At 68.8% G+C, this 21527-nt stretch carries 19 protein-coding genes; 18 read left to right on the top strand and 1 reads right to left on the bottom strand.

The annotated features are described in order from the left end of the window. Positions 1-16: 16 nt before the first annotated feature. The 16 genes from QRX60_RS23280 to QRX60_RS23355 all read left to right on the top strand — a co-directional run bounded on the left by QRX60_RS23280 (position 17) and on the right by QRX60_RS23355 (position 18111). Positions 17-928, top strand: a complete 912-nt coding sequence (locus QRX60_RS23280; RefSeq protein WP_286002886.1) for a metal-dependent hydrolase — start codon at positions 17-19, stop codon at positions 926-928. An 89-nt stretch (positions 929-1017) separates the two neighbouring features. Continuing rightward, on the top strand, positions 1018-2055 hold the full coding sequence (locus tag QRX60_RS23285; RefSeq protein WP_286002887.1) for a PDR/VanB family oxidoreductase: 1038 nt from the start codon (positions 1018-1020) through the stop codon (positions 2053-2055). A gap of 300 nt (positions 2056-2355) precedes the next feature. After that, entirely contained in the window at positions 2356-2490 is a 135-nt protein-coding gene (locus tag QRX60_RS23290) for a hypothetical protein (RefSeq protein WP_286002888.1), read from the top strand. 738 nt (positions 2491-3228) lie between these two features. Further along, positions 3229-3654: a hypothetical protein gene (locus QRX60_RS23295; RefSeq protein WP_286002889.1), complete on the top strand. Its 426-nt coding sequence runs from the start codon at positions 3229-3231 to the stop codon at positions 3652-3654. A gap of 127 nt (positions 3655-3781) precedes the next feature. Then, the gene (locus QRX60_RS23300; protein ID WP_286002890.1) at positions 3782-4639 is read left to right on the top strand and encodes an MlaE family ABC transporter permease; all 858 of its coding nucleotides are present in this window, start codon (positions 3782-3784) and stop codon (positions 4637-4639) included. Positions 4640-4659: 20 nt separating this feature from the next. Next, positions 4660-5532, top strand: a complete 873-nt coding sequence (locus QRX60_RS23305; protein ID WP_286002891.1) for an ABC transporter permease — start codon at positions 4660-4662, stop codon at positions 5530-5532. A 37-nt stretch (positions 5533-5569) separates the two neighbouring features. Further along, positions 5570-6403 (top strand): ABC transporter ATP-binding protein, encoded by an 834-nt coding sequence (locus tag QRX60_RS23310; protein ID WP_183127995.1) that lies wholly within the window; start codon positions 5570-5572, stop codon positions 6401-6403. Positions 6404-6406: 3 nt separating this feature from the next. After that, on the top strand, positions 6407-7642 hold the full coding sequence (locus tag QRX60_RS23315) for an MlaD family protein (protein ID WP_286002892.1): 1236 nt from the start codon (positions 6407-6409) through the stop codon (positions 7640-7642). Then, complete coding sequence (locus QRX60_RS23320) at positions 7639-9084, top strand: MlaD family protein (protein ID WP_286002893.1); 1446 nt, start codon at positions 7639-7641, stop codon at positions 9082-9084. The genes QRX60_RS23315 and QRX60_RS23320 overlap by 4 nt, the downstream gene beginning before the upstream one ends. Next, positions 9084-10367 carry an MlaD family protein gene (locus QRX60_RS23325; RefSeq protein WP_286002894.1) on the top strand — a complete coding sequence of 428 codons (1284 nt, stop codon included), beginning with the start codon at positions 9084-9086 and terminating at the stop codon, positions 10365-10367. The genes QRX60_RS23320 and QRX60_RS23325 overlap by 1 nt, the downstream gene beginning before the upstream one ends. 5 nt (positions 10368-10372) lie before the next feature. Continuing rightward, complete coding sequence (locus QRX60_RS23330) at positions 10373-11701, top strand: MlaD family protein (protein ID WP_286002895.1); 1329 nt, start codon at positions 10373-10375, stop codon at positions 11699-11701. Next, positions 11698-12963: an MlaD family protein gene (locus QRX60_RS23335; RefSeq protein ID WP_286002896.1), complete on the top strand. Its 1266-nt coding sequence runs from the start codon at positions 11698-11700 to the stop codon at positions 12961-12963. The genes QRX60_RS23330 and QRX60_RS23335 overlap by 4 nt, the downstream gene beginning before the upstream one ends. A gap of 9 nt (positions 12964-12972) precedes the next feature. Beyond that, positions 12973-14271 carry an MlaD family protein gene (locus QRX60_RS23340; protein ID WP_286002897.1) on the top strand — a complete coding sequence of 433 codons (1299 nt, stop codon included), beginning with the start codon at positions 12973-12975 and terminating at the stop codon, positions 14269-14271. Positions 14272-14336: 65 nt separating this feature from the next. Continuing rightward, positions 14337-16625 carry an RND transporter family protein gene (locus tag QRX60_RS23345; protein ID WP_286002898.1) on the top strand — a complete coding sequence of 763 codons (2289 nt, stop codon included), beginning with the start codon at positions 14337-14339 and terminating at the stop codon, positions 16623-16625. Continuing rightward, the gene (locus QRX60_RS23350) at positions 16622-17908 is read left to right on the top strand and encodes a peptidylprolyl isomerase (protein ID WP_286002899.1); all 1287 of its coding nucleotides are present in this window, start codon (positions 16622-16624) and stop codon (positions 17906-17908) included. Before QRX60_RS23345 ends, QRX60_RS23350 begins: the two co-directional genes overlap by 4 nt. Before the next feature lie 71 nt (positions 17909-17979). Beyond that, on the top strand, positions 17980-18111 hold the full coding sequence (locus QRX60_RS23355; RefSeq protein ID WP_286002900.1) for a hypothetical protein: 132 nt from the start codon (positions 17980-17982) through the stop codon (positions 18109-18111). Between the two features lie 20 nt (positions 18112-18131). Here the strand turns inward: QRX60_RS23355 and QRX60_RS23360 are convergent, their stop codons facing one another. Then, positions 18132-18776: a response regulator transcription factor gene (locus QRX60_RS23360; RefSeq protein WP_332845839.1), complete on the bottom strand. Its 645-nt coding sequence runs from the start codon at positions 18774-18776 to the stop codon at positions 18132-18134. On the opposite strand from QRX60_RS23360, the gene QRX60_RS23365 reads away from it, so the two are divergent. Beyond that, positions 18759-20216: a sensor histidine kinase gene (locus tag QRX60_RS23365; RefSeq protein ID WP_286002902.1), complete on the top strand. Its 1458-nt coding sequence runs from the start codon at positions 18759-18761 to the stop codon at positions 20214-20216. The two genes, QRX60_RS23360 and QRX60_RS23365, sit on opposite strands and share 18 nt — an antisense overlap. A gap of 190 nt (positions 20217-20406) precedes the next feature. Further along, positions 20407-21513, top strand: coding sequence for an NDMA-dependent alcohol dehydrogenase (locus QRX60_RS23370; protein ID WP_286002903.1), 1107 nt, complete (start codon positions 20407-20409; stop codon positions 21511-21513). The last annotated feature ends 14 nt before the right edge of the window (positions 21514-21527 follow it).

Below are 21527 nucleotides of genomic sequence, written 5' to 3' on the forward strand. Positions count from 1 at the left end.
TGATGGAGAACCTGTCATGCCCAACGACGCACCTGCCCACACGGAACGTACGTCCGAGCCCATCGACCACCACGACCTGGTGCTGAAACCCCGGGACGTCACCTTCGACTGGAGCGTCACCCCGCTGCACTGGCTGCCGGGGGAGCCCTTCGCGACCCACACCTTCGATGTGCTCCACCTCATGCTCCCCGAGCTCGAACGCTGGTTCGTGCGCACCTTCGAGCAGGCACTGCCACTGATCACCGATGACCGGCTGCGCGAGGACGTCCGCGGCTTCATCGGCCAGGAAGCGATGCACGCCGAGGCGCACCAGGAGGTCCTGGAGCACCTGCTCACCAAGGGCCTGGACCCGTCTCCGTACACCCGGCAGTCCGAATGGATCTTCCGGAGGGTGCTCGGCGACCGGCCGGAGCTGACGGCGGCCGCCACACACGCGCACCTCCTCCAACGGCTCGCCGTCATAGCGGCCTTCGAGCACTTCACCGCATTCATGGGCCACTGGATTCTCGGCAACGGGCAGCTGGACCAGGCCGGCGCGGACCCCGCGATGCTCGATCTGTTCCGCTGGCACGGCGCGGAGGAGGTCGAACACCGTTCGGTCGCGTTCGACCTGCTGGTGCACCTCGACCCCCGGTACCGGCGCCGAGTGGCCGGTATGCTCATCACCGCTCCGGTGCTGATCCGCTTGTGGATCCGCGGAGTCCGCTTCCTGATGAGCGCCGACCCCGAACTCGGCGATCGGGTCAAGGTCCGCTTCCGCGACTACCTGGCCGCGGCCCGTGAGGACCTGTTGCCCCCGCCGGTCGCGTTCACCCGCTCGGTGCTGCGCTACTTCCTCCCCGGCTACCACCCGAGCCAGGAGGGCTCGACTCAGGAGGCCGTCGCGTACCTGGCGGCGTCCCCGGCTGCCCGAGCGGCTACTCGATGACCAAGCACCCAGCGAGGCATCCCCTGGACACCAGCACACCCGTCACTCCACCGCCGGACCTGTACGGCAGGCCGCGCAGCGACTCCTTCATGCAGAAGCTGGCGGCTCTCAGCGACAACGCGGTCACGGCCCTTGCGCGGCGCAGCGCTCCTCCGAAGCGCCCGCCGGCCACCGGGATGCCCGCGATCCGGGAGCTGGTGGTCGCCGCCAAGCACCACGAGGCCGAGGACGTCGTCTCCCTGCGGCTGGCCACACCCGGCGGGGGAGGAATACTCCCGCCCTGGCAGCCCGGCGCCCACATCGAACTGCACCTGCCCTCCGGCCGCCACCGGCAGTACTCTCTGTGCGGCGACCCCGCCGACCGGTACGGGTATCGCATCGCGGTGCGCCGCACCGCCAACGGCGGAGGCGGTTCGGCCGAGGTACACGACGCCCTCGGAGAGGGTATGCGGGTCGCCATCGCGGGGCCCCGGAACGCCTTCCCCTTCGCCGCCGAAGCATCCGTCCTGCTCCTCGCCGGCGGCATCGGAATCACCCCGATCCTGCCGATGGCTCGGGAAGCGGCCCGACGCGGGCTGGACTGGACACTCGTGCACACCGGCCGCAGCCGCGGTTCGATGCCCTTCGCGGCAGAGCTGGCCGAACTCGCGGCCGCAGCCCCTGGCCGGGTCTCCATCCGTCCTGACGACGAGTCTGGCGTGCCCGAAGCAGCCGATCTGTTGAGCTTGAGCCCGGCGGCGGGCGCGGTGTACTGCTGCGGACCCGCGCCCATGATCGACGGCGTCCGGCACGCGTTCGGTGGTAGCCGCGCGTCAGCCCTGCACTTCGAGCGGTTCGCCCCGCCCCCGATCACGGACGGCCATCCCTTCGAACTTCAGCTGGGCGGCACCGGCCGGGTGCTGCCGGTGCCGTCCGGCCGCTCCGCCTTGGATGTTCTCCACGAGGCCCTGCCGGACATGCCGTTCTCCTGCCGTCAGGGGTTTTGCGGCACGTGCCGGGTACGGGTGGCCCATGGCCATGTCGATCATCGTGACCGCCGGCTCACCGCCACCGAACGTGCGGCAGGCGCCATGCTGCCCTGCGTCTCGCGTGCACCGGAGGGAGAGCGGTTGGTGCTGGAGGTATGACGGATAGCCGAGCGTCCACGGAGCGCGGCCATCACCGCGACGAACCTCGGCGGCCGGGTGGAAACCCCGACCCCTGGCGCAACGCGCTGCCTTGACGGTGAGACCGTCCGGCTGCGCCACGGGTCAGGTCCAGCGGCGAGTCGCCTCGATGTCGTCTGCCACCGCCAAGGGCTCTGGCGCACTTTGCGTGATCCAGAGACGGCGTGTCGTGAATAGTCGACATATGACCCTGCGGTTCCTCATATGTGACAACGGATCGAGATATGACTGAGGTCTTGTTGCTGCATCTGACTGGGGTGATTGTCGAGTGGCCGCAACCCGGTCGGCCGAGCGGGAACTCCCGCCGACATCGTCGCCGCGACCATGCTGCTCATCGGCAACGGCTACCTGACCGGCGCGGCTGTCCACGTCGATGGCGGCGGCCGGTTCGCCTGACCCACACCGGATGCCGCCGCGCACGAGGCCGGCAGTTCCGGATCCGCTGGGTCCCAGCTCAGCCTCTGATCCTTCCGCAGCGCGGCGGTCACCGAGCTGCCGGCTGCTTTCTGGGGCGAGTCGGTCTTGTCCTCATTCCGCCGCGCCGACCGGCGCGCCCGCGGGCACACGATGGGCGAGCAGGACGACGCGGTCACGCGGCTCGTGGCCCAAGGGATGTCGAACGAGGAGCGCGCCGCGGAGCTGTTTCTGCCCAGCAAGACCGCGCAGTACGGGCACCAAGTGACAGACACGGCGGCGATCACCTCGGTTGTAGTAGCCTTCTCGGCGGAATTGCCACGCAAAGTGGCTTTCCGCACCCGCCGGCCCTGCGGCCGCTCCGCTCCGCACGACGTTGGCCCTCGGGTGCCAGCATTGGCCCATATGGCCCAGTGTCGGCCGGACATACTTCCGCAGTGTTCATTGTCGAACCCCGGAAGCCAGCGACGCCGGGAACCCGTGACCGGCGTACCGCCGGCGAGCTTGTGATGCTGGGCTCAGCCATGGGACGCCGACCGGCTTTCGCCCGTCGCGGACGCCCACCGCGAATCGCCGTCGGATCCTCCGTGTCCAGCGCCACAACCTCGCGGCCGCAAGCGGAATGCCTCCCGCGGGTTCGCAGTTCGGATCCCCTTCCGACCGAGCAAGCCGGACGGGACCTCGTCCAGGTCGGGGCAACCAGTGAAAGGTGGGATCTCCATGACGCGTGCTGGTGACAACGCCACCGGTCCGGCCCGGCTGTCCTGGGTGGACCGAATCGACGCGCCCGTCGCGGTCCGGGGTGCTTCGACCGGGTTCAGTGTTCTCCTCATCGGCGGGCTCGCCCAGCCACTGGCCGTGACTTGGGTGCCGCTCCTGGGTTACGCGTGGCTTCCGCTCATCGCTGTGGTGGCGTTTTTTGTCGCCTCGAGGCGAATCGGCAAGGCCAGCGCGCCCGCGGCTCACGGTGCGGTCGCCGCGCTGTGCAGTTACCTGCTCGCACTTCCGATGTCCTTGCTCGTGCCGGCAGGCCGCGATCCTCTCCAAATCGGGCTGACGGCGGCTGCGGCCGTGGTGGTCGGCGCCGCGGCCGGCTTCTTACGCGGACGCATGAGCGGCACGGAGAAGGTCCGGATTTCGCGGTGATGGCAACGGTTTCCGTGCCTCGCGCACGAGATTCGGCGATCGCAGCGTGGCGGAATCGGGTGAGCCTCGTTCCTCAGATGAGTCCCGCCACACAGAACTGACTCGAAGTCCATCAAGGAGTGCACCGATGACGACGCACGCAGCGGCACCGCCGAGGTCGAAAGACCGGGAGCGGCGGAAGGCGATCCGGCGATCCGGCCTGGGCTCCGCGGTCTCGCGTCCGCTGGAGCAGGCCGGCGAAATGGTGCGGCTGATGGGCGACGTGCTGTACTCCGCCCTCCGGCACCCTGTTGGCTACTGGGGCGAAGTTCGTGAGCAGATGTTCCAGACGCTGAAGCTGTGCTGGATCCCGATGATCATCTCGACCACGGCCTTCGGCCTCGGGGCTCCGGGGCTGCAGGGCGGGAACATCTTCTCCCTCTTCGGTATCCCCGAACGGCTTGGCTCGTTCTTCATCATGGCGAGCGTCCGCGAGTTCGCGCCCTGGATCAACGCGATGGTCGTGGCCGGCGTGATGGGCACGGCGATCACCGCGGACCTCGGTGCCCGCCGCATCCGTGAAGAAATCGACGCGATGGAGGTCCTGGGCGTCGATCCGATCCGGACGCTCATCGTGCCGCGGGTGGTCGCGATGACGTTGATCACGGGGCTGATGGACCTGGTGGCGCTGGCTTTCGGTGTCGTGGGCGGGTACATCGCCGCCGTGCCGATCCTCAAGGCGAACAGCAGCGCGTTCTTCGGCAGCTTCTTCGACAACGCGACGACGACCGACATCTGGGCGAGCGTGATCAAGACGTCGATCTTCGGGCTGATCATCGGTGTCGTCTGCTGCTACAAGGGCCTGCACACCGGCGGCGGGCCGATCGGGGTGGGGCGGGCGGTCAACCAGGCCGTGGTGATCGCGTTCGCGGCGATCTGGATATTCAACGCGGTCTTCACCGCGATCATGCTCGGTCTCAACCCTGAGATGCAGATCTACAAGTGACGAGGCGGGGAGAAGACACCGTGACCCGAGCTGCGCAGAACGGCGGAGTCGGCGAGAAGAAGCTGCCCGGTGCGCCGAAGCCTGCCGACGTCGAGATTTCGTTCAAGGGCATGGCGACTTCGGTCAAGTCCGCGGTTGAGACCGGCGGCGACATCGCCCGGTTCTCGGGCCGGACGATCCGGGCGTTGCCCGACCTCCGGCACTACGCCACGGAAGTGTTCCACCAGTGCGGCTTGCTGATCCTGTCCAGCGGGCTCGTCATCTGGCTGATGCAGTTCGTGATCGGGTACGAGTGCGGCCTCGAAGGCAACTACACGCTCAAGCAGATCGGCGTTCCCCTCTATTCGGGGATCTTCAACGCCTGGTGCGCGATCCGCGAGATGGCCCCGTACATGTGGGGCTACATCTTCGCGGCGAAAGTCGGCTGCGGTCTGGTCGCCGAGATCGGCTCGATGCGCATCTCCGACGAGATCGACGCGATGGAGGTCATGGGCGTCAAGTCGAGGAGCTACCTGGTCGGCAGCCGCATCGTCGCGGCCTGGATCGCAATGCCGTTCCTCTACGTGGTGGGCCTCGGAATCATGTACATCGGGGAGTTCCTCACCACCGTGAAGATGCTCGGTGGGGTTTCCCCCGGTGGCTACAATTTCATCTTCTGGCTCTACCAGAACCCGCAGGACCTGTTCTTCTCCCTGTGCAAGGTGATGGCCATGGGGACGGCGATCATCTTCGTCGGATGCTATTACGGCTACAACGCCAGTGGCGGATCCGTCGGCGTGGGAAGAAGTACGGCGAAGTCGATGATGCTGAACATGGTGCTGATACATATCGTCGGTGTATTGGGGACCCAGCTCTTCTGGGGTCTGGCGCCGAATGCACCGATCGCCAACTGACCGGCCCGCCGCCCCTTCGTCCCGCGAGGAGAAATCTGTGTCCACATCGAACACCGCCGACGCACCCACGCGGATCCATACCCGCAGCGGCCACCTCTTGGCCGGCCCGGCCGACCGGACGCACTCGATGGAAGTGCGGAACGTCTCGAAGGCCTTCGGGAACTTCCACGTCATGCGCGGCATGAACATCAACTTCGTCGACGACGCCATCACGACGGTGCTCGGGCCGTCGGGTACCGGTAAGAGCGTGCTCCTGAAGCACCTCGTCGGGCTCCTGGAGCCCGACGAGGGCGAGATCGTCATCTTCGGCCAGGACCTGTGGAAGATCACCGAGCAGGAGCGCTACGACCTCCGCAAGCGCTTCGGTGTGCTGTTCCAAGACGGCGCCTTGTTCGGCTCCATGAACATCTACGACAACACCGCCTTCCCGCTGCGCAAGCACACGGACATGAGCGAGGCGGAGATCGAGCACATCGTGATGACCCGGCTGACGGAAGTCGGCTTGGAGCGGTCGATCACGAAACTCCCGAACGAGGTCTCGGGTGGTATGCGGAAGCGCGCCGGGTTCGCGCGGGCGCTCGTGCTCAACCCGGACATCGTGTTGTTCGACGAGCCGGACTCCGGTCTGGACCCCGTCCGTACAAGCCTGCTGAACGACCTCATCCTGGACATGCACCGCGAGCACAAGGGCACCTACCTGCTCGTCACGCACGACATCCGCACCGCGCGCAAGGTCAGCGACTACGTCGGCCTCATCTGGCAGGGACAGGTCGTGCACTACGGCGAAGCCGAGGAAGCGTTCGCGTCCGACGACCCCTTCGTGCGGCAGTTCCTGGCCGGCGAATCCGCCGGCCCGCTGGGGATGGACTGACTCATGAAACGTGTGTTGACGGTCGGCATCATCGTGGTGGCGGCCCTGGGCGTGGGCGCCACCGCCGTCGCGGCGATGGGAAACGGCGACTACGAGGTCGGCGTGATCCTCGACTCCGCGACGAACGTGGTGTCGGGAGGGACCGTGCAGGTCAACGGTTTCGAAGTCGGCAAGGTGTCGGACATCTCGGTCGAGGGCGGCAAGGCGAAGCTGATGCTCGCCCTCGAAGGTGACCATGTTCCCCTCCACGACGGCGCGCAGGTGCGCATCGAGTGGAAGGCGGCGCTCGGCGAGCGGATGGTGAACATCACCGACGGACCGAGCCGGAACGCGGAGATCCCCGACCACGGCATGATCAAGGGCGACATGCCGGTGCCGATGGAGCTCGACCAGGTGCTCAACGCTCTGGATCCACCGACTCGGGCCAAGCTCAGCTCGTTGATCAACCGGCTCGACAGCACGGTCAAGGGCCACGAGGCCGACCTGAATCACACGGTGCGCTCGGCCGGCCCCGCCGTGCAAGCGCTCGGTGAAGTGCTGCGGGGACTCGGCAGCGACGGGCCGGCCATCAAGCAGATGGTCACCCAGCTCGACACCATGGTCGGCACCCTCGCCGGTCGTGAGGCCGACCTGCGCACGGTGATCGACCAGCTGTCGAAGACGACGTCGCTGACCGCGCAGCAGCACGAGGCACTCGCCTCGGCGCTCAAGAAGCTGCCCGGCACCTTGCAGACCGCGGGCAAGACCCTGGGCGACGTGCCCGACGCGGTGGGGCAGGCGGTGCCGCTGCTGAAGGACCTCGAACCGGCGACGGCGAAGCTGCCGGACGTGAGCCGGAACCTCCGGCCGGTGCTGACCGACCTGCGGCCGCTGGTCGCCGAGTTGCGGCCGGCGCTGGCCGACGCGCAGACCCTGCTGAACTACACGCCGGGACTGCTGGACACCGCGCACGCGACGGCACCCGGCCTGAACTCGGCCGTGAGCAGCCTGATGCCCGCGTTGAGTTTCCTGCGTCCGTTCACACCGGAAGCGGTGGGCCTGCTGTCCAACTGGGGATCGGCGACCAGCAACTACGACGCCAACGGCCACTACGGCCGCATCTACATACAGGCCGGGGCGTCGAACGTGAACGTCAATCCGGGCATCGTGCCGCCGGGCTTCACCAGCGACCCGACACCGTTGCCAGGATCGCCGGTCGGCCAGCCCTGGACCGACGCGTTCGGAAGTGGGATCCGATGAGCAAGCACACGTCCCGGCCGCCCCGGCCGTCACGTCCGGTGTCCTACCGGCTCCGTGGCCTCGCCGTGGTCGTCGTCGCGTGCGTCGGCGTGACCGCCGGCGCCGTGGGCGCGAACGACAAAGGACAGCCCGGCGAGATCACGATCGTCGCCAAGTTCACCGACGCCAGCCCGCTGATCCCGGGCAACGAGGTGAAGGTCGACGGCGTCAACGTCGGCCAAGTCGCGGCCATGACGGTGGACAGCGACAAGCATGCCGCGGTGGCGCTGAGCCTGAATCCCGCGGCACTGCCGGTGCACACCGACGCCAAGGTCACGCTCAAGCCGGTCAGCATCCTCGGCGAGCGGTACCTCGACTTGGACCGCGGGACGCCCTCGGCACCCGAGCTCCAGGACGGCGACGTCCTGCCGGTGCAGCAGACCAGCGTCTACACCGACCTCGACCAGGTTCTCAACACCATCGACGACCCCACCGGGCAGTCGCTGGCAGCCTTGGTGACCGTGCTCGGCGAAGGCATGCGGGAGAACGGCCGGAACGCCGACGCGACCATCCAGGCGCTCGCTTCGTCCATGAAGGACACCGACGGGCTGGCGAAGGTCCTCAAGGAACAGAACGGCCTGCTCACCAGCGTGGTCGACAAGATCGAACCGGTGGCCCAGGCCCTGGCCGTGGACAACGGGGCGACCCTCGACGGCCTCCTCTCGTCCGCGCAGACCGCCACCGAAGCCACCGCGAAGAACCGGGCCGCGCTCGAGTCGACCCTCAGCCGGCTGCCGGACACCCTCTCCGCGGCCCGGAAGACGCTCGGGCAGCTGACCGGTACCGCGCAGGCCACGACGCCCGTCCTGCAGTCGATCAGGCCGACGACGGACAACCTGAGCGCCATCAGCGACGAGCTCAAGAAGTTCTCCGAGTCGCTCGACCCGGCGCTGGCGAGCGCGAAGCCGGTCCTGGACAAGGCGCAAGGCCTGCTCGACGAGGCTCGCCCGGTGGTCGACCAGCTCAAGACCGCCGGCCCGGACCTGCGGACCACCGTCGGCTCCGCCCGCCCGGTCGTCACCGACCTGACGAACAACTTCGGGAACGTGCTGAACTTCATCCGGAACTGGGCGCTGAGCACCAACGGCGGCGACGGTGTTTCCCACTACCTACGGGCCATGCTCGTCGTCAACCCCGACCTGCTGACGGGTCTCGTGCCCGGCCTCAACGCACCCAACGGGGCTCCTACGCCCCCGCAGCAGGGCCCTCCCCGGGGTGACACCGGCACGCCGGCTCAAGGGGCGCCGCCGCTGCCGCTGCCGAGCCTTCCAGGACTCACCGGCTCAGGCGGAGTCCTCGGCGGGCTGCTGGCCACGGGACTGCAATCCGACGGCGGCGTGACCGGGCTCAGCCGGCAGCAGGAAAGCGGCGTTCTGCAGTTCCTCATCGGTGGAGGTCAGTGATGGCGAGCACGGTCGGCCGCAAGAGGAGGTCCCTGTTCATCGGGTTCGTCGTCCTCGCCCTCTTCGTGGCCTCGGTCGGTATCGCGATCACCGCGAGCGACGGCCTGCCGGGCAAGCCGACGACGGTCGTGAAGGCCGCCTTCGGCGACGTCGGTGCCCTGCGCAGCGGCGACGACATCCGCATCGGCGGCGTGCGGGTCGGCCAGGTCGGCGACATCAACCTGGTCGACAACCAGGCCGTCGTCGAGCTGAAGTTCGACGGCGACAAGCCGATCTACCGCAATTCCAAAGCCGTGACCGCGTCGGTCGGCGCGCGATCGGCGCTGGGCCAGAAGTACGTCGACTTCACGCCAGGAACGCCCGACGCGGGCGAGGTCGGCGAAAACGACGTCATCCCGTCGGCGAAGACCGAGGGCGCGCAGGAGCTTTCCGACGTGCTGGCCGTCTTCGACGAGCCGACGCGGAAGGCCCTGCAGGACACGCTGCGCGAGGCCGGCGGCGGCGTCGTCGGACACCAGCAGGACCTCCGCGACGCGCTGGGGGCCTTGCCCGAGGAGCTGCCTGACCTCGGATCCGTGGCCGGTGCGCTGGCCACCGACGACGGGAAGGACCTGACCGGGACGCTGCGTGCGCTGGACAGCCTCAGCGGCCGCTTCACCAACCGCCAGCAGGAGATCTCCGCGCTGGTCGGGCAACTGAAGACCACGTTGGACGCGGTCGGCGTCGATGGCGGCAAGCCGCTGGCGGACGTCGTGGACAAGGCGCCGGACACGCTGGGGAAGGCACGCGGGGCACTGCAGTCGCTGCAGGTGCCGCTGGCCGATGCCCAGGCGGCGATGTCGTCGCTGAAGCCGGGCGCGGACGCGCTGGGCCAGGCGACCCCGGACGTCCGGGGGGTGCTGCGCGAGGGCGTTCCGCCGCTCGACAAGGTGCCGGGCGTCGCCGGGCAGGCCGAGCCGGCGGTCGGGGCGCTCACGCAGACCTTCTCCGACGCGAGGCCGCTGGCGCCGGCGGTGCGCTCGGCCGTGGGCTCGGCGCACGTGCCGCTCGAGATCCTCGCGCCGTACTCGCCGGAGATCGCGTCGTGGTTCTCCTACACGGCCAACGCGCTCAGCCAGGGTGACGCGGCGGGCCACTGGCTGCGCATCTACCCGTTGTTCAACACCGAGTCCCTGTCCGGCGCCTTGAGCGCGTTGAAGGACCCGGTCACCGCGCGCAACGCCTATCCCGCACCGGGACAGGCACCGCAGGACAAGAAGAGCTCTCTGCTGGGGCCGAGGTGAGGAAGATGGCTTTGCTTGTCAAGAACCGGCGCAGGCGTCCGAAGAGCAAGGGATCGCTGTTCAAGCTGGGCGCGATGTTCGTCGTCGTGGCGCTCGTCGCCGGTCTCGCTCTCTTCAACAAGGACCGGGTCCTCACCACGCTGCGACCGGGCACGGAGTTGACCATCAACTTCGCGCGTGACTACCGGCTCCAGCCCTACGCCACGGAAGTCAAGGTCGCCGGCATCCCGATCGGCAAGGTCGTGGATGTCCGGGAGGCGCAGGACGGCTCCGCCGACGTCACGGTGAAGGTCGACGACGACGTGCCCGCCAAGCTGCGCACCGCCCCCTCGGCGGTGATCCGGGCGGCCACCGTGCTGGGCGGCAGGTACTACGTGGACCTCGTTCCCGGCGGGGAGAAGGGCACGCCGGCCGGCGAAATCCCCAAGGACCGCACGCGGGTGCCGGTCGAGCTCGACAAGGTCGTCGACGCGCTGCCGCCGAACACCCTGAACTCGTTGCAGAAGACGGTCGGGAGCCTGGACGCCACACTGGACGACGAAGGCCGAGCGGCCATCGACCAGCTCCTGGCCGACGCGCCGGGCACGCTGGACCCGGCCGGTGACGTCCTGCGCGCCGCGCAGGGCACCCGGCCGCGCCAGGACCTCACCGACGTGGTCAGCGGGCTCGAATCGGCTTCCTCCGCGCTGACGAAGGAGCCGGGGCAGCTCGACTCCATCGTCCGGAACCTCGGCAAGGTCAGCACCGTGCTGGGGGATCGCGCGTCGGACCTGTCCCACACGGTCTCCGGCCTGCCCGAGGCGCTGGACTCGACGAACGCCGGGCTCTCCCGGCTGGACGGCACGCTGGCCAAGATCAAGGACGTCGCCGAACCGGCCCGTCCGGTGGCCCGCGAGCTCGACACGGCTCTGCAGCACGCCGACCCGGTGCTGGCGAAGGCACGTCCGCTGGTGAACGACCTGAAGGACTTGCTGACCGACGCCAGGCCTGTCGTCCGTGATCTCGTGCCGACCGCCCAGGGCCTGACCACAGCGCTCGACGACGTGCGCGGACCGGTACTCGACCGGGTGAACGGTCCGATCAAGTCGACGATCCTCTCGCCGTACCGCGGAACGGGACCGTACGCCGGCACCTCCGGCGACCGGCCGCTCTACCAGGAACTCGGATACATGCTGTCCAACGCGGACAGGGCATCGTCGATGACCGACGGCAACGGCGCGTCGATCGCGTTCGAACCCGGAGTCGGCCCCGGCACCATCGGCGGTCTGCCGATCAGCCTCGAACAGCTCTTCGGCAACCTCATGAGGCTCGGACAGCAGCAGGAGGGGCGATGACCCGCGAGCAAGGCCGGATCAAGAAGACCTGGGAACGCGTCCGCAGCGAGCCGAAGCTCGGCCGGAACGTGCTCACGCTGGTGGTGCTGGTGGTGCTCGGGCTGGCGGTCGGGGGCTACATCGTCAGCCAGCAGGGCGCGGGGACCACGACCTGGCCGTGGCAGGACAGGTTCATCATGAAGGCGGAGTTCGACAACGCTCCCGCCGTCAGCCCGGGCAATGGCCAGGAGGTCCGGATCGCCGGGGTGAAGGTCGGCCAGATCGACTCGGCGTCCGTCTCGGACGACGGCAAGGCGCTGCTCACCCTCTCCATCGACCCGCAGTACAAGGTGTACGACAACGCACGCACGGTGCTGCGCCCGAAGAGCCCGCTCAACGAGATGTACGTCGAAATCGACCCCGGCGGGCCGCCGGGGAAGGAAATCCCGCAGGACGGGACGCTCCCGGCGAGCCACTCGCAGCGGCCGATCCAGGTCGACGAGGTGCTCGGGCACCTGGACGACAACACGCTGAACGCACTGACGTCCTTGGTCAACGAGTCCGACGCGGCCTTGGCCCACGCACCGCAGTCGCTCGCGAGCGGCCTCTCGGCGACCGACCAGGTCGCGACCGACCTCAAGCCGGTCGTGACGGCGCTGCAGACCCGCAAGGACACACTGGCGAAGCTGGTGACCGCTCTCGCCCGGATCTCCAAGTCCGTCGGCGGCAACGACGCGCGGCTGTCGTCGCTGGCCAAGAGCCTGCAGGAGACGCTCGGAGCCGCCGGCGCGCAGAGTGGCCCGCTCGACGCGTCGCTGGCGCAGCTGCCCGACCTCACCCGTCAGCTCGACGAGGCGACGAGCAGCGTGGTCGGGCTGAGCGACCAGCTCGATCCGACGCTGGAAAACCTGCGCAAGGCCTCGGGTGAGCTGCCCGATTCCCTGTCGAAGCTGACGAAGGCCGTGGACCAGGCCGGCAACACGGTGGACCAGGCGACCCCGGTCGTGGCGAAGGCCAAGCCCGTCGTCGACGACCTGCGCCCGCTCGTCGGTGACCTCAACGGGACGCTGCCGGACCTGCACGAGATCACCGGCCGGCTCAACCCGGTCACGGCGGCCGTCCTGCCGTACCTGAACGACCTCTCGGCCTTCGTCTACCAGACGAATTCCCTGACCAGCCTGCACGACGCCAACGGAGGGATCCTGCGCGGCCTGCTCGAGTTCACGCCGAGCAGCCTGGGGATCCCCGGAGTGGGCGCCACGTCCGGCCAGACTCCCCGCTAGGTGGCTGCCATGAGGATCTCTCATTCCGCGATGCCGGTGATCCGGCTGATCGTGCTCGTCGTGTTCGCCACCGCCTGCGCCGTGTTCTTCGGCTACCTCTGGGTGAACTCCGGCGGCAAGCTCCCCTTCAGCAGCTCCCGCTACACGCTCACGGCGACCTTCCCGCGCGTGGCGAACCTCGTGCCCGACTCCGACGTGATGATCAGCGGCGTCGCCGTCGGCAAGGTGGCCGAGATCAAGAACGAGGGCGGCCGCGCGCGCGTGACCGTGGAGCTCGATCAGCAGTACCCGCTGCACGGTGGGGTGACGGTCCAGGTCCGGAACAAGACGCTCGTGGAGGAGACCTTCCTCCAGCTGACCGACGGCGACGGTCCGGCCCTGGACAGCGGAGCGGTCCTGCCGGAGAACGCGGGCAAGCCCGCTGTCGGCCTGAACGACGTGCTGGCCGGCATCGACCCTTCGACCAGGCAGGCGCTGGCGAGCACGGTCCGCTCGCTCGGTGCGTCCACGAAGGACAGCCAGGACAGCATCTCCCGCGCCTTGAGCGGTCTCGGTGACCTCGGCCGTGAAGGGCAGGGCGCGCTGGCCGCGCTGTCCGCGCAGAGTGAGGACCTGAAGAAGCTCAGCGGGAACGCAGCCGGCCTCCTCGCCGCACTGGACACCCGCCAGGGTCAGATCGCGCAGCTGGTGCGTGACGCCGACACCTTGACGAAGACCACCGCGGACGGCGGGCAAGACCTTCAGACCGTCATGCGGGAGCTGCCGGGCGTCATGGACAAGGCCAAGAGCGCGAGCGACGGCCTGAACGAGCTGTCGGGTTCGCTCGCGCCGGTTGCGAAGAACCTCAACACCGCCGCCCCGGACCTGAGCAAGGCGCTGGAACAGCTGCCGCAGACCGCCGGCGACCTGCGCGGCCTGCTGCCCTCGCTCAACGGCGTGCTCGACCACGCGCCGGACACACTGGCGCGGGTGCCGGTGGTGGCCGCGGACGCCCACCAGCTGCTGCCGACGCTGAACGTCGCGCTCGGCGACGTCAACCCGATGCTGTCCTACCTGCAGCCGTACGGGCACGACGTCGCGGCGATGTTCACCAACATGGGCCAGGCCCTGTCGAGGGGCGACGACAACGGCACGGCCTTGCGCGTCTTCATCATCCTCAACGAGCAGAGCCTGCGCGGGAACCCGCTCAACCTCAACAACATCCCGCCCCTCGACAAGAGCAACCCGTACCCGGCACCCGGCCAGTCCTCGAACCCGGGGCCGTACCAGGGCGGCTCGTACCCGCGAGTGGAGAAGGGAACGAAGTGATGGTGCGTCGGCCGTCGTTGCGCAAGCTGTCCCCGAGCGCCCTCCTCCGCGGAGGGGCGCGAAGGGTGCGCGCCCTCTGGCGACGGCCGACCAAGCGCGGTCTCTTCGTAGCACTGGGCGTGCTCGCGACGGCGGGCTTCGTGCTCGGCGGGCTCGCGAAGGTGCGGGTCGAGACGAGCGTGGACTCGTTCCTGCCCACCGACGACCCGGTGGTGCGCCAGTTCGAGGCGGAGTCGGGCTCCTTCGGCGGGGACCCGATCGTCGTCCTGCTGGAGTCCGGGCAGCCGCGCGCCCAGCTCGACCAGCAGCACCTGCCGACGCTGCTCGACCTCGAAGGCCGGCTGTCACGGCTCCCGGACGTCGCGGCCGCCTACGGCCCCGGGACGACCCTGAACCAGATCGCCGGGCGGACACAGGACCTTCTCGCGGAGCTGTCCGGACGCCGCGACGCCGTCCGGTCCCAAGCCCGGCAGGGCAAGACCGGCAAGGACGCGGAGAAGGCCGGCGACGCCGCGGTGGCCGCGTTCGACGCCCGGTACGGGCCGCTGCTGGTCCAAGGCATGCCGGCCGGCCTCCCGACCCTGCACAATCCGTCCTTCGTGAACACGGTCGTGTACACCGGTGCCGGCCAGCCCCGCCCGCAGTGGCGGTTCGTCGTGCCCTCCGACCGGTCGGCGGCAATCCTCGTCCGCCCGCGCGAGGGCCTGGACCAGCAGGGCACGGAACGGCTGGTTCAGGCGGTTCGTGACGCCGTCGCGACGGCCAAGCCGGACGCGCAGCGGATCACGGTGTCCGGGGTCCCGGTCATCGCCCTGTCCCTGGGCGACCAGGCGCAACGCGAGATCCCGTGGATCGGGGGGACCGCCCTGCTCGCGGTGGGCGCGTGCTTCCTGGTGATTCCCTGGACCCGGAAGGTGCGCCGCAGGCTGGTGCCGGTCATGACGACCGTCGTCGCGATCGGGCTGACGCTCGCCGTTTTCGGGTGGCTCGGGCGGCCGTTGTCGCTCGGCGTCGTCGCCTTCCTCCCCGTCCTGCTCGGCGTCGGGAGCTACTACCCGACCTACTTCGCCCAGCAGGCCAGACGCCGGGTGGTGCTGGTGGTCGCCACCGCCACCGCCGCGGCGTTCGCGATGCTGCTGCTGTCGCCGCTGCCGTTCGTCCGTGAACTCGGTCTCGCGCTTTCGATGGGTGTGCTCATCGCTGCGCTGGTCGGCATGCTCCTCATCCGCGGCCTCTCGTTCACCGCCGAACCGGACCGGCCACTCGATGAGATGGTCTCCTCGTCGCGCGTTGTGACGTCGCCTCGATGGGCTCGGGTCGCCGCCGGCGTCGTCGCGGGCGCGGTGGCGCTGGCCGGCTGGATGGCGCTCCCCCGGATCGAGCTGGAAAGCAACTTCCAGAGCTTCGCCACCGGACTGGACGCGCTCACCGACGCCCAGCACGTCGAATCCGTCATCGGGTCGTCGGGAGAGGTCGCCGTCGTCCTCAACGGTCCTGACGTGCTGTCGCCCGAGGCCATGAAATGGACCAGTGAGGCGCAGGAAAGCATCGTCTCGCGACACGGTGACCAGATGCGCCCGGTGGTGTCGCCGCCGACCCTGCTGCAGTTCCTGGGCACCTCGCCCACGGCGAGCCAGATCGCAGCCGGGGTCCGGTTGCTGCCGCCGTACCTCACGGGCGCGGTCCTCCGCAACGACCGGACGTCCGCCCTGCTGAGCTTCGGCGTGCGGATGGAAGACCTGAGCGAGCTCCAGGCCCTCCGCGACGACGTGCTGCGGCACTTGCCGCCGCCACCGCAGGGGTATCACGCGGACCTGACCGGCTTGCCGATGGTCGCGGTCCGCGGGAACGAGCTCGTGTCCGCCGACCGCCTGCTCACCAATCTGGCCGGGATCCTGGCTGCGGGCGCGGTCCTGCTGATCGCGCTGCGCCGCCGGGCCGACGCGGCGCGCGCGGTCGCGGCGGCGGCCATCGCCACCGGTGCGGGGCTGTGCTTCCTGTGGCTGGCCGGGGTGCCGCTGAGCCCCGTCACCGCCGGCTTGGGATCGCTGACCGCGGCGGTCGGGTGCGAGTTCACGGTCCTGCTTTCGGAAGCCGCCCGCCGTCGCAGCCGGGGACTCCGGCTGTCGATCCTGCTCGCCGCGTCCACCTCCACCGTGGGGTACGCGGTCCTGGTGCTGTCCAAGCTGGCCGCCGTACGCGAGTTCGGCGTCCTGCTGGCCGGCTCGGTCGTGCTGGCCTTGCTGTCCGCGGGCTGTGTGGTGTGGCTCTGGCCACCGCGTGACCGCGTTACCCGGGTGGCGACACCCGTTCCCGAACCTGTCGGACGAGTCGTGGTGGAGGTGGGTCGATGAGCCTGCGAGTTGAACGCGAGAAGAAGACTGACGACGCGGAGGCGACCGTGAAGACCTCGAGCCCCAGCACGATCGAAGACGAGGAAGCCGACGTCGTCGATCTCCCGGACGGCGACGACGAGCCCGACGAGGACGCCGAAGCCGGGCCGGAGAAACCGAAGACCGGCCTGAAGGACGTCATCCGGGCCAAACTGCCGAAAACCCGCAAGGTGCGCGTCATCCTGCTCGTGGTCCTGCTGCTCCTGGTCGGCGGCGGGGTAGGCGGCTACGTCTGGTATGACTCCCAGCGGCTACCGGACGACGCGGCCTTCCGCGTCGCGGGCCGAACCGTCACCGCCGACCAGCTCAGCGGTGTCCTCGAGACCTGGCGGGCCATGTACGGGGTCCAGCCACCACAGGACGAAGCGACCCTCGGCAGGTTCCGCAAGGACTCCGCCAAGGCGTACGCGGTGAGCTTGATCCTGCAGAAAGCCGCGCAGGACCGCGGGATCGTGATCGGTGACAAGGTGGCGCAGGACGCTCTGGCCAGGTTGATCTCGCAGCAGCTCGGCGAGGGGACGGAAGCTCACGACAAGTTCGTCCAGCAGCTGGGCAACGTCGGCACGTCCGAACCGGCCGTGATCGGGGAAATCAAGCAGCAGCTGGCTCTCTCTCAACTGTTCGACGCGGTGACCAAGGGATCCGGCGACGTCAGCGAGCAGGAAGTGAAGGACGCCTTCGCGACGCGAAAGGACCAGCTGGGCACCCCGGAGCAGCGCAAGATCGGCAACATCGTGGTCCGGACGAGGGAAGAGGCCGACCAGGTCATCGCCGACCTGTCGCACGGAGCCAAGTTCGAAACCGTGGCCCAGCAGCGCAGCATCGACACCGCGACGCGCGACAAGGGCGGCGACCTCGGCGCGCTTTCCCGTGGCCAGCTGCAGGACGACTACGGGAAAGCGGCTTTCGGCGCAGCGACGGGGACGGTCTTCGGTCCGGTGCAGAACCAGTTCGGCTGGAACGTCGGGCGGGTCGATGAAGTGACGGCTCCGGTGCCGGCGACCTTCGAAAAGGTGCACGACAGCCTCAAACAGCAGCTGCAGGTGGAAAAGATGCTCGCCGTGTGGCGTTCCTGGCTGGGAGACCAGATCAAGGGCGCCGGCGTGGAGTACGCGGACGAGTACCGGCCGGACGATCCCGACGCCGCACCGGACGTAAAGCCGGGCGAGAGCCCGGTGACCGGTCAGCAGGGCGCGGCGAACCCGGGCCGGCCTTCACCAGGACAGCCGGTTCCTTCGCGATGAGCACGGCTGCCCCGTTCCTCGTCTTGGCGGTTCTGCTTGTCCTTTTGGGACGGTGGGGCAGCAGGCGCTCAGTGGAGCTCGTTCCGGCGAACTTGCCGATGGCCGAGCGCGAGCGGCGCGCGAAAGTCGTCCGCCGAGGCGCCGTCAGCGCCTACGTGGTCGCGGCCGTCTTCGTCGTCGTGTCGGTTGCCGCGTTCTTCTAGCCGGCGGGCGCCGAGCCTTGTCAGCCCGGGCTCGGCGCCTGCTTACCAAGCAAGCCGTAGTGACCGGCCATGCCGGCGGCGACGATCCGGTTCGGAGCCCCCAGCTTGTTCAGGAGCGAGGCGACCAGGCGCTTCGCGGTCCGCTCGGAAACCAGCATGCGTTCGGCGATTTCTGCGGTCTCCAAGCCGCGGGACAGCAGTACCCACAGGCGAATCTCTTCCACCGCCAGCTGACCGAAGATCTCCTCCGGCGGGTGCCGCACCGCGTCGAGCAACGCGGTGAACAAGGTGTCCTCGACCACTCGGAAGCCGGCGGCCACGGACAGCAGGGGAGCGACCAGCACATCCGGATCAGCCGACTTCGGCAGGAATCCGTCGGCGCCGGCCCTCAGAGCTTCTTCGGCGAGCTTCAGGTCCGACGTGCCTGACAGCGCGACGACTTTCGTATCGGGATGGCGGGACTTGATGTGGCGGATCGCCGGAATCCCGTTGACAGGCGGCATGGCGAGATCGACCATCGCGATGTCGGCGCCGCACGAGCCGACGAGCGAGGCTGCTTCCTCCGCGCGGTTCGTCGTACCACCGATCTCGAACCGGTCGCCGGCTTTCGCCTTGAGCAGCAGAGCTAGGCCCTGGGTGAACAGGTCGTGGTCATCGACAAGCACCAGAACGAGTTTGTGGTCTTGCATGGCTCTCCTCGTCGGAAGATGACAAAATCACTATACGAGGCCACCGGCAGAGGCGCTGGCGGCAGCATCGTGGAGGCACCGATGTCGACCGTACCGTGGTGGCGTTCCGTGCGGTCGAGCACGATCCTCCAGACGGATACGTTCCGGGAAAAGGACATCCGGATCGTGGAACGGGTGCCCGCCAGCGTCCGGATCGGCGTCGTGATGTCCGTCGGGCTGCTGCTCGCGCTCGGGCCGGACTCCGTGCGGCACCACCTCGCGATCGGGTTGGTGTGGCTGGCTGTCGGCAGCATCTACGCGCTCATCGTCTTCTGGGATCCCTCGATCGAGTTACGCAGCATCCGGTCCGCTTCGGTGGTGACCGGCCTGGACTCGGTCCTGTCGCTGGCCGTCATCACGTTCACCGGAGGTGCGAGCAGCGTCGCGGTGTCGCTGCTGTTCCTGGTCATCGCGGCCGCGGCGATGCGACTGTCCTTCGTGGCCACTGTGGCCGTGTCGATGGCCCTCGGTGGCGCCTACTTCCTGGTCGCGATGCTGATGGACGCCGATCAGACGTCGTCGGCGATCCGCATGCAGTCCGGGTTGTGGTGGCCGGTCTACCTGGTGTTCACCGCAGCCCTGACAGGCGGCTTCGCGCTGTTGACCGAACGGGCGACACGAGCACACAGCGCCGCCCGGGCACAGGCGATCGCGGAACGGGCGGCGGCGGAAGAGGAACGGGACCTGCGTGCCCGCCTCCTGAAGTCCTACGAGGCCCAGGAAACCGGCTTGCACGTCATTCTGCACGAGTTCCGCACTCCCATCGCCTCTCTCAAGGCGCTGACCGACAACCTGGTCGAGCGAACCGGTACGGCGGCGGCCGAAGACGACGACAGCTGGACCAGCCTGCGGCTGCTGGCGGCCCACGCGGGCCACCTTTCGTCGATGATGGACGCGCTCGGCGACGTCGCCGCGAGCCGGCGGCCCACCTTCAGCACCGGGCGTCGCAGGGTCGTCGACATCAAGGAGTTCTTGTACGCGGCCGGAGACGCCGCCGGCCTGGCGGACTCCGAGCTGCAGATCACCGTCACGCCGCCGGGTGCACAGTCCCGCCTGGACGCACAACTGCTGCGACGCGTCATCACCAACCTCGTGGAAAACGCCGGACGGCACAGCCGGGGCACGCCCGTCGAGGTCGTCGCGCGGCTGGGACGAGGACAGCTCCGGGTCATGATCCTCGACCGGGGGCCGGGTTTCCCGGCCGAACTCGCGCCCATCGTCACCGAGCGGTTCGTTTCCGTCGGCGAACGCCGTGGCACCGCGGGCCTCGGACTGTGGATCGCCGACCAGATCGTCCAGTCGCTCGACGGCCGGATCCGGTTCCGGCCGCGTTCGGGTGGCGGCTTGGTCGTCTGCCTCGAAGTGCCGGTCGACTGAGCACATCTCGCCGTTCCGGCCGGGTACTTCTTTTTTTCTGACGTCTTTGGCGTCCGTTTCCGTGTGCGTGGTCCGCGCGGTTCGGCGGGGTTGGCACGCGCGGGCCATCGATGGCTCGCGCGATCGGTGTGCGTCGCGCCGGATCTTGTGATGATGACACGAGTCCTTCACCTATGAGGAGTTGACGTCAATGAAGACGAAGGCTGCGGTCCTTTGGGGACAGCACGAAAAGTGGCAGGTCGAGGAAATCGACCTTGATCCACCGAAGGACGGCGAGGTCTTGGTCAAGCTGACCGCCAGCGGGCTGTGCCACTCCGACGAGCACCTCGTCACCGGAGACCTGCCCTTCCCCTACCCCCTGGTCGGCGGCCACGAAGGCGCCGGTGTGGTCGAGGCCGTCGGCCCCGGCGTCACGGACATCGCCGAGGGCGACCACGTGGTGATGACCTTCCTTCCCGCCTGCGGCCGGTGCTCGTACTGCGCGCGGGGTCTGGGCAACCTCTGTGACGCCGGCGCCGCCGTGATGCTCGGCCCGCAGCTGGACAACACCTACCGCTTCCACGCCCGCGGCGAAGACGTCGGCCAGATGTGCCTGCTCGGCACGTTCTCCGAGTACACCGTCGTGCCGGCGGCGTCGGTCGTGAAGATCGACGACGGCATTCCGCTGGACAAGGCCGCGCTCGTCGGGTGCGGCGTGACGACCGGTTTCGGCAGCGCGGTCCGATCCGGCGAAGTGCGGGCCGGTGACGCGGTGGTCGTCGTCGGCGTCGGCGGGATCGGCGTCAACGCGATCCAGGGTGCCCGGATCGCCGGCGCCCGGCTCATCGTCGCGATCGACCCCGTCGAGTTCAAGCGCACCAAGGCTCTCGAGTTCGGGGCCACCCACACGGCCGCGTCGATGGACGAGGCGTGGAACACCGTCAGCGAGCTGACCCGCGGCCAGCTGGCCGACGTGTGCGTGATCACCACGGACGTCGCCGAGGGCGCGCACATCACGCCCGCCCTCTCGCTCGTGGGGAAGCGCGGCCGGGTCGTCGTCACGGCCATCGGCCACCCCGAGGAAACGTCGATCACGACCAGTCTCATCGAGCTGACGCTGTACGAAAAGCAGCTCCGTGGTTCGTTGTTCGGTTCGTCCAACGGCCAGCACGACGTGCCGCGGCTGCTCGAGCTCTACAACGCCGGGCTGCTGAAGCTCGATGAGCTCATCACCACCGAGTACTCCCTGGAGGACGTCAACCAGGGCTACGAGGACATGCGCAACGGCAAGAACATCCGCGGCCTCATTCGCTACTAGTTCACCCGGTCCGC

The sequence above is a fragment of the Amycolatopsis mongoliensis genome (assembly GCF_030285665.1).
Lineage (GTDB): Bacteria > Actinomycetota > Actinomycetes > Mycobacteriales > Pseudonocardiaceae > Amycolatopsis > Amycolatopsis mongoliensis.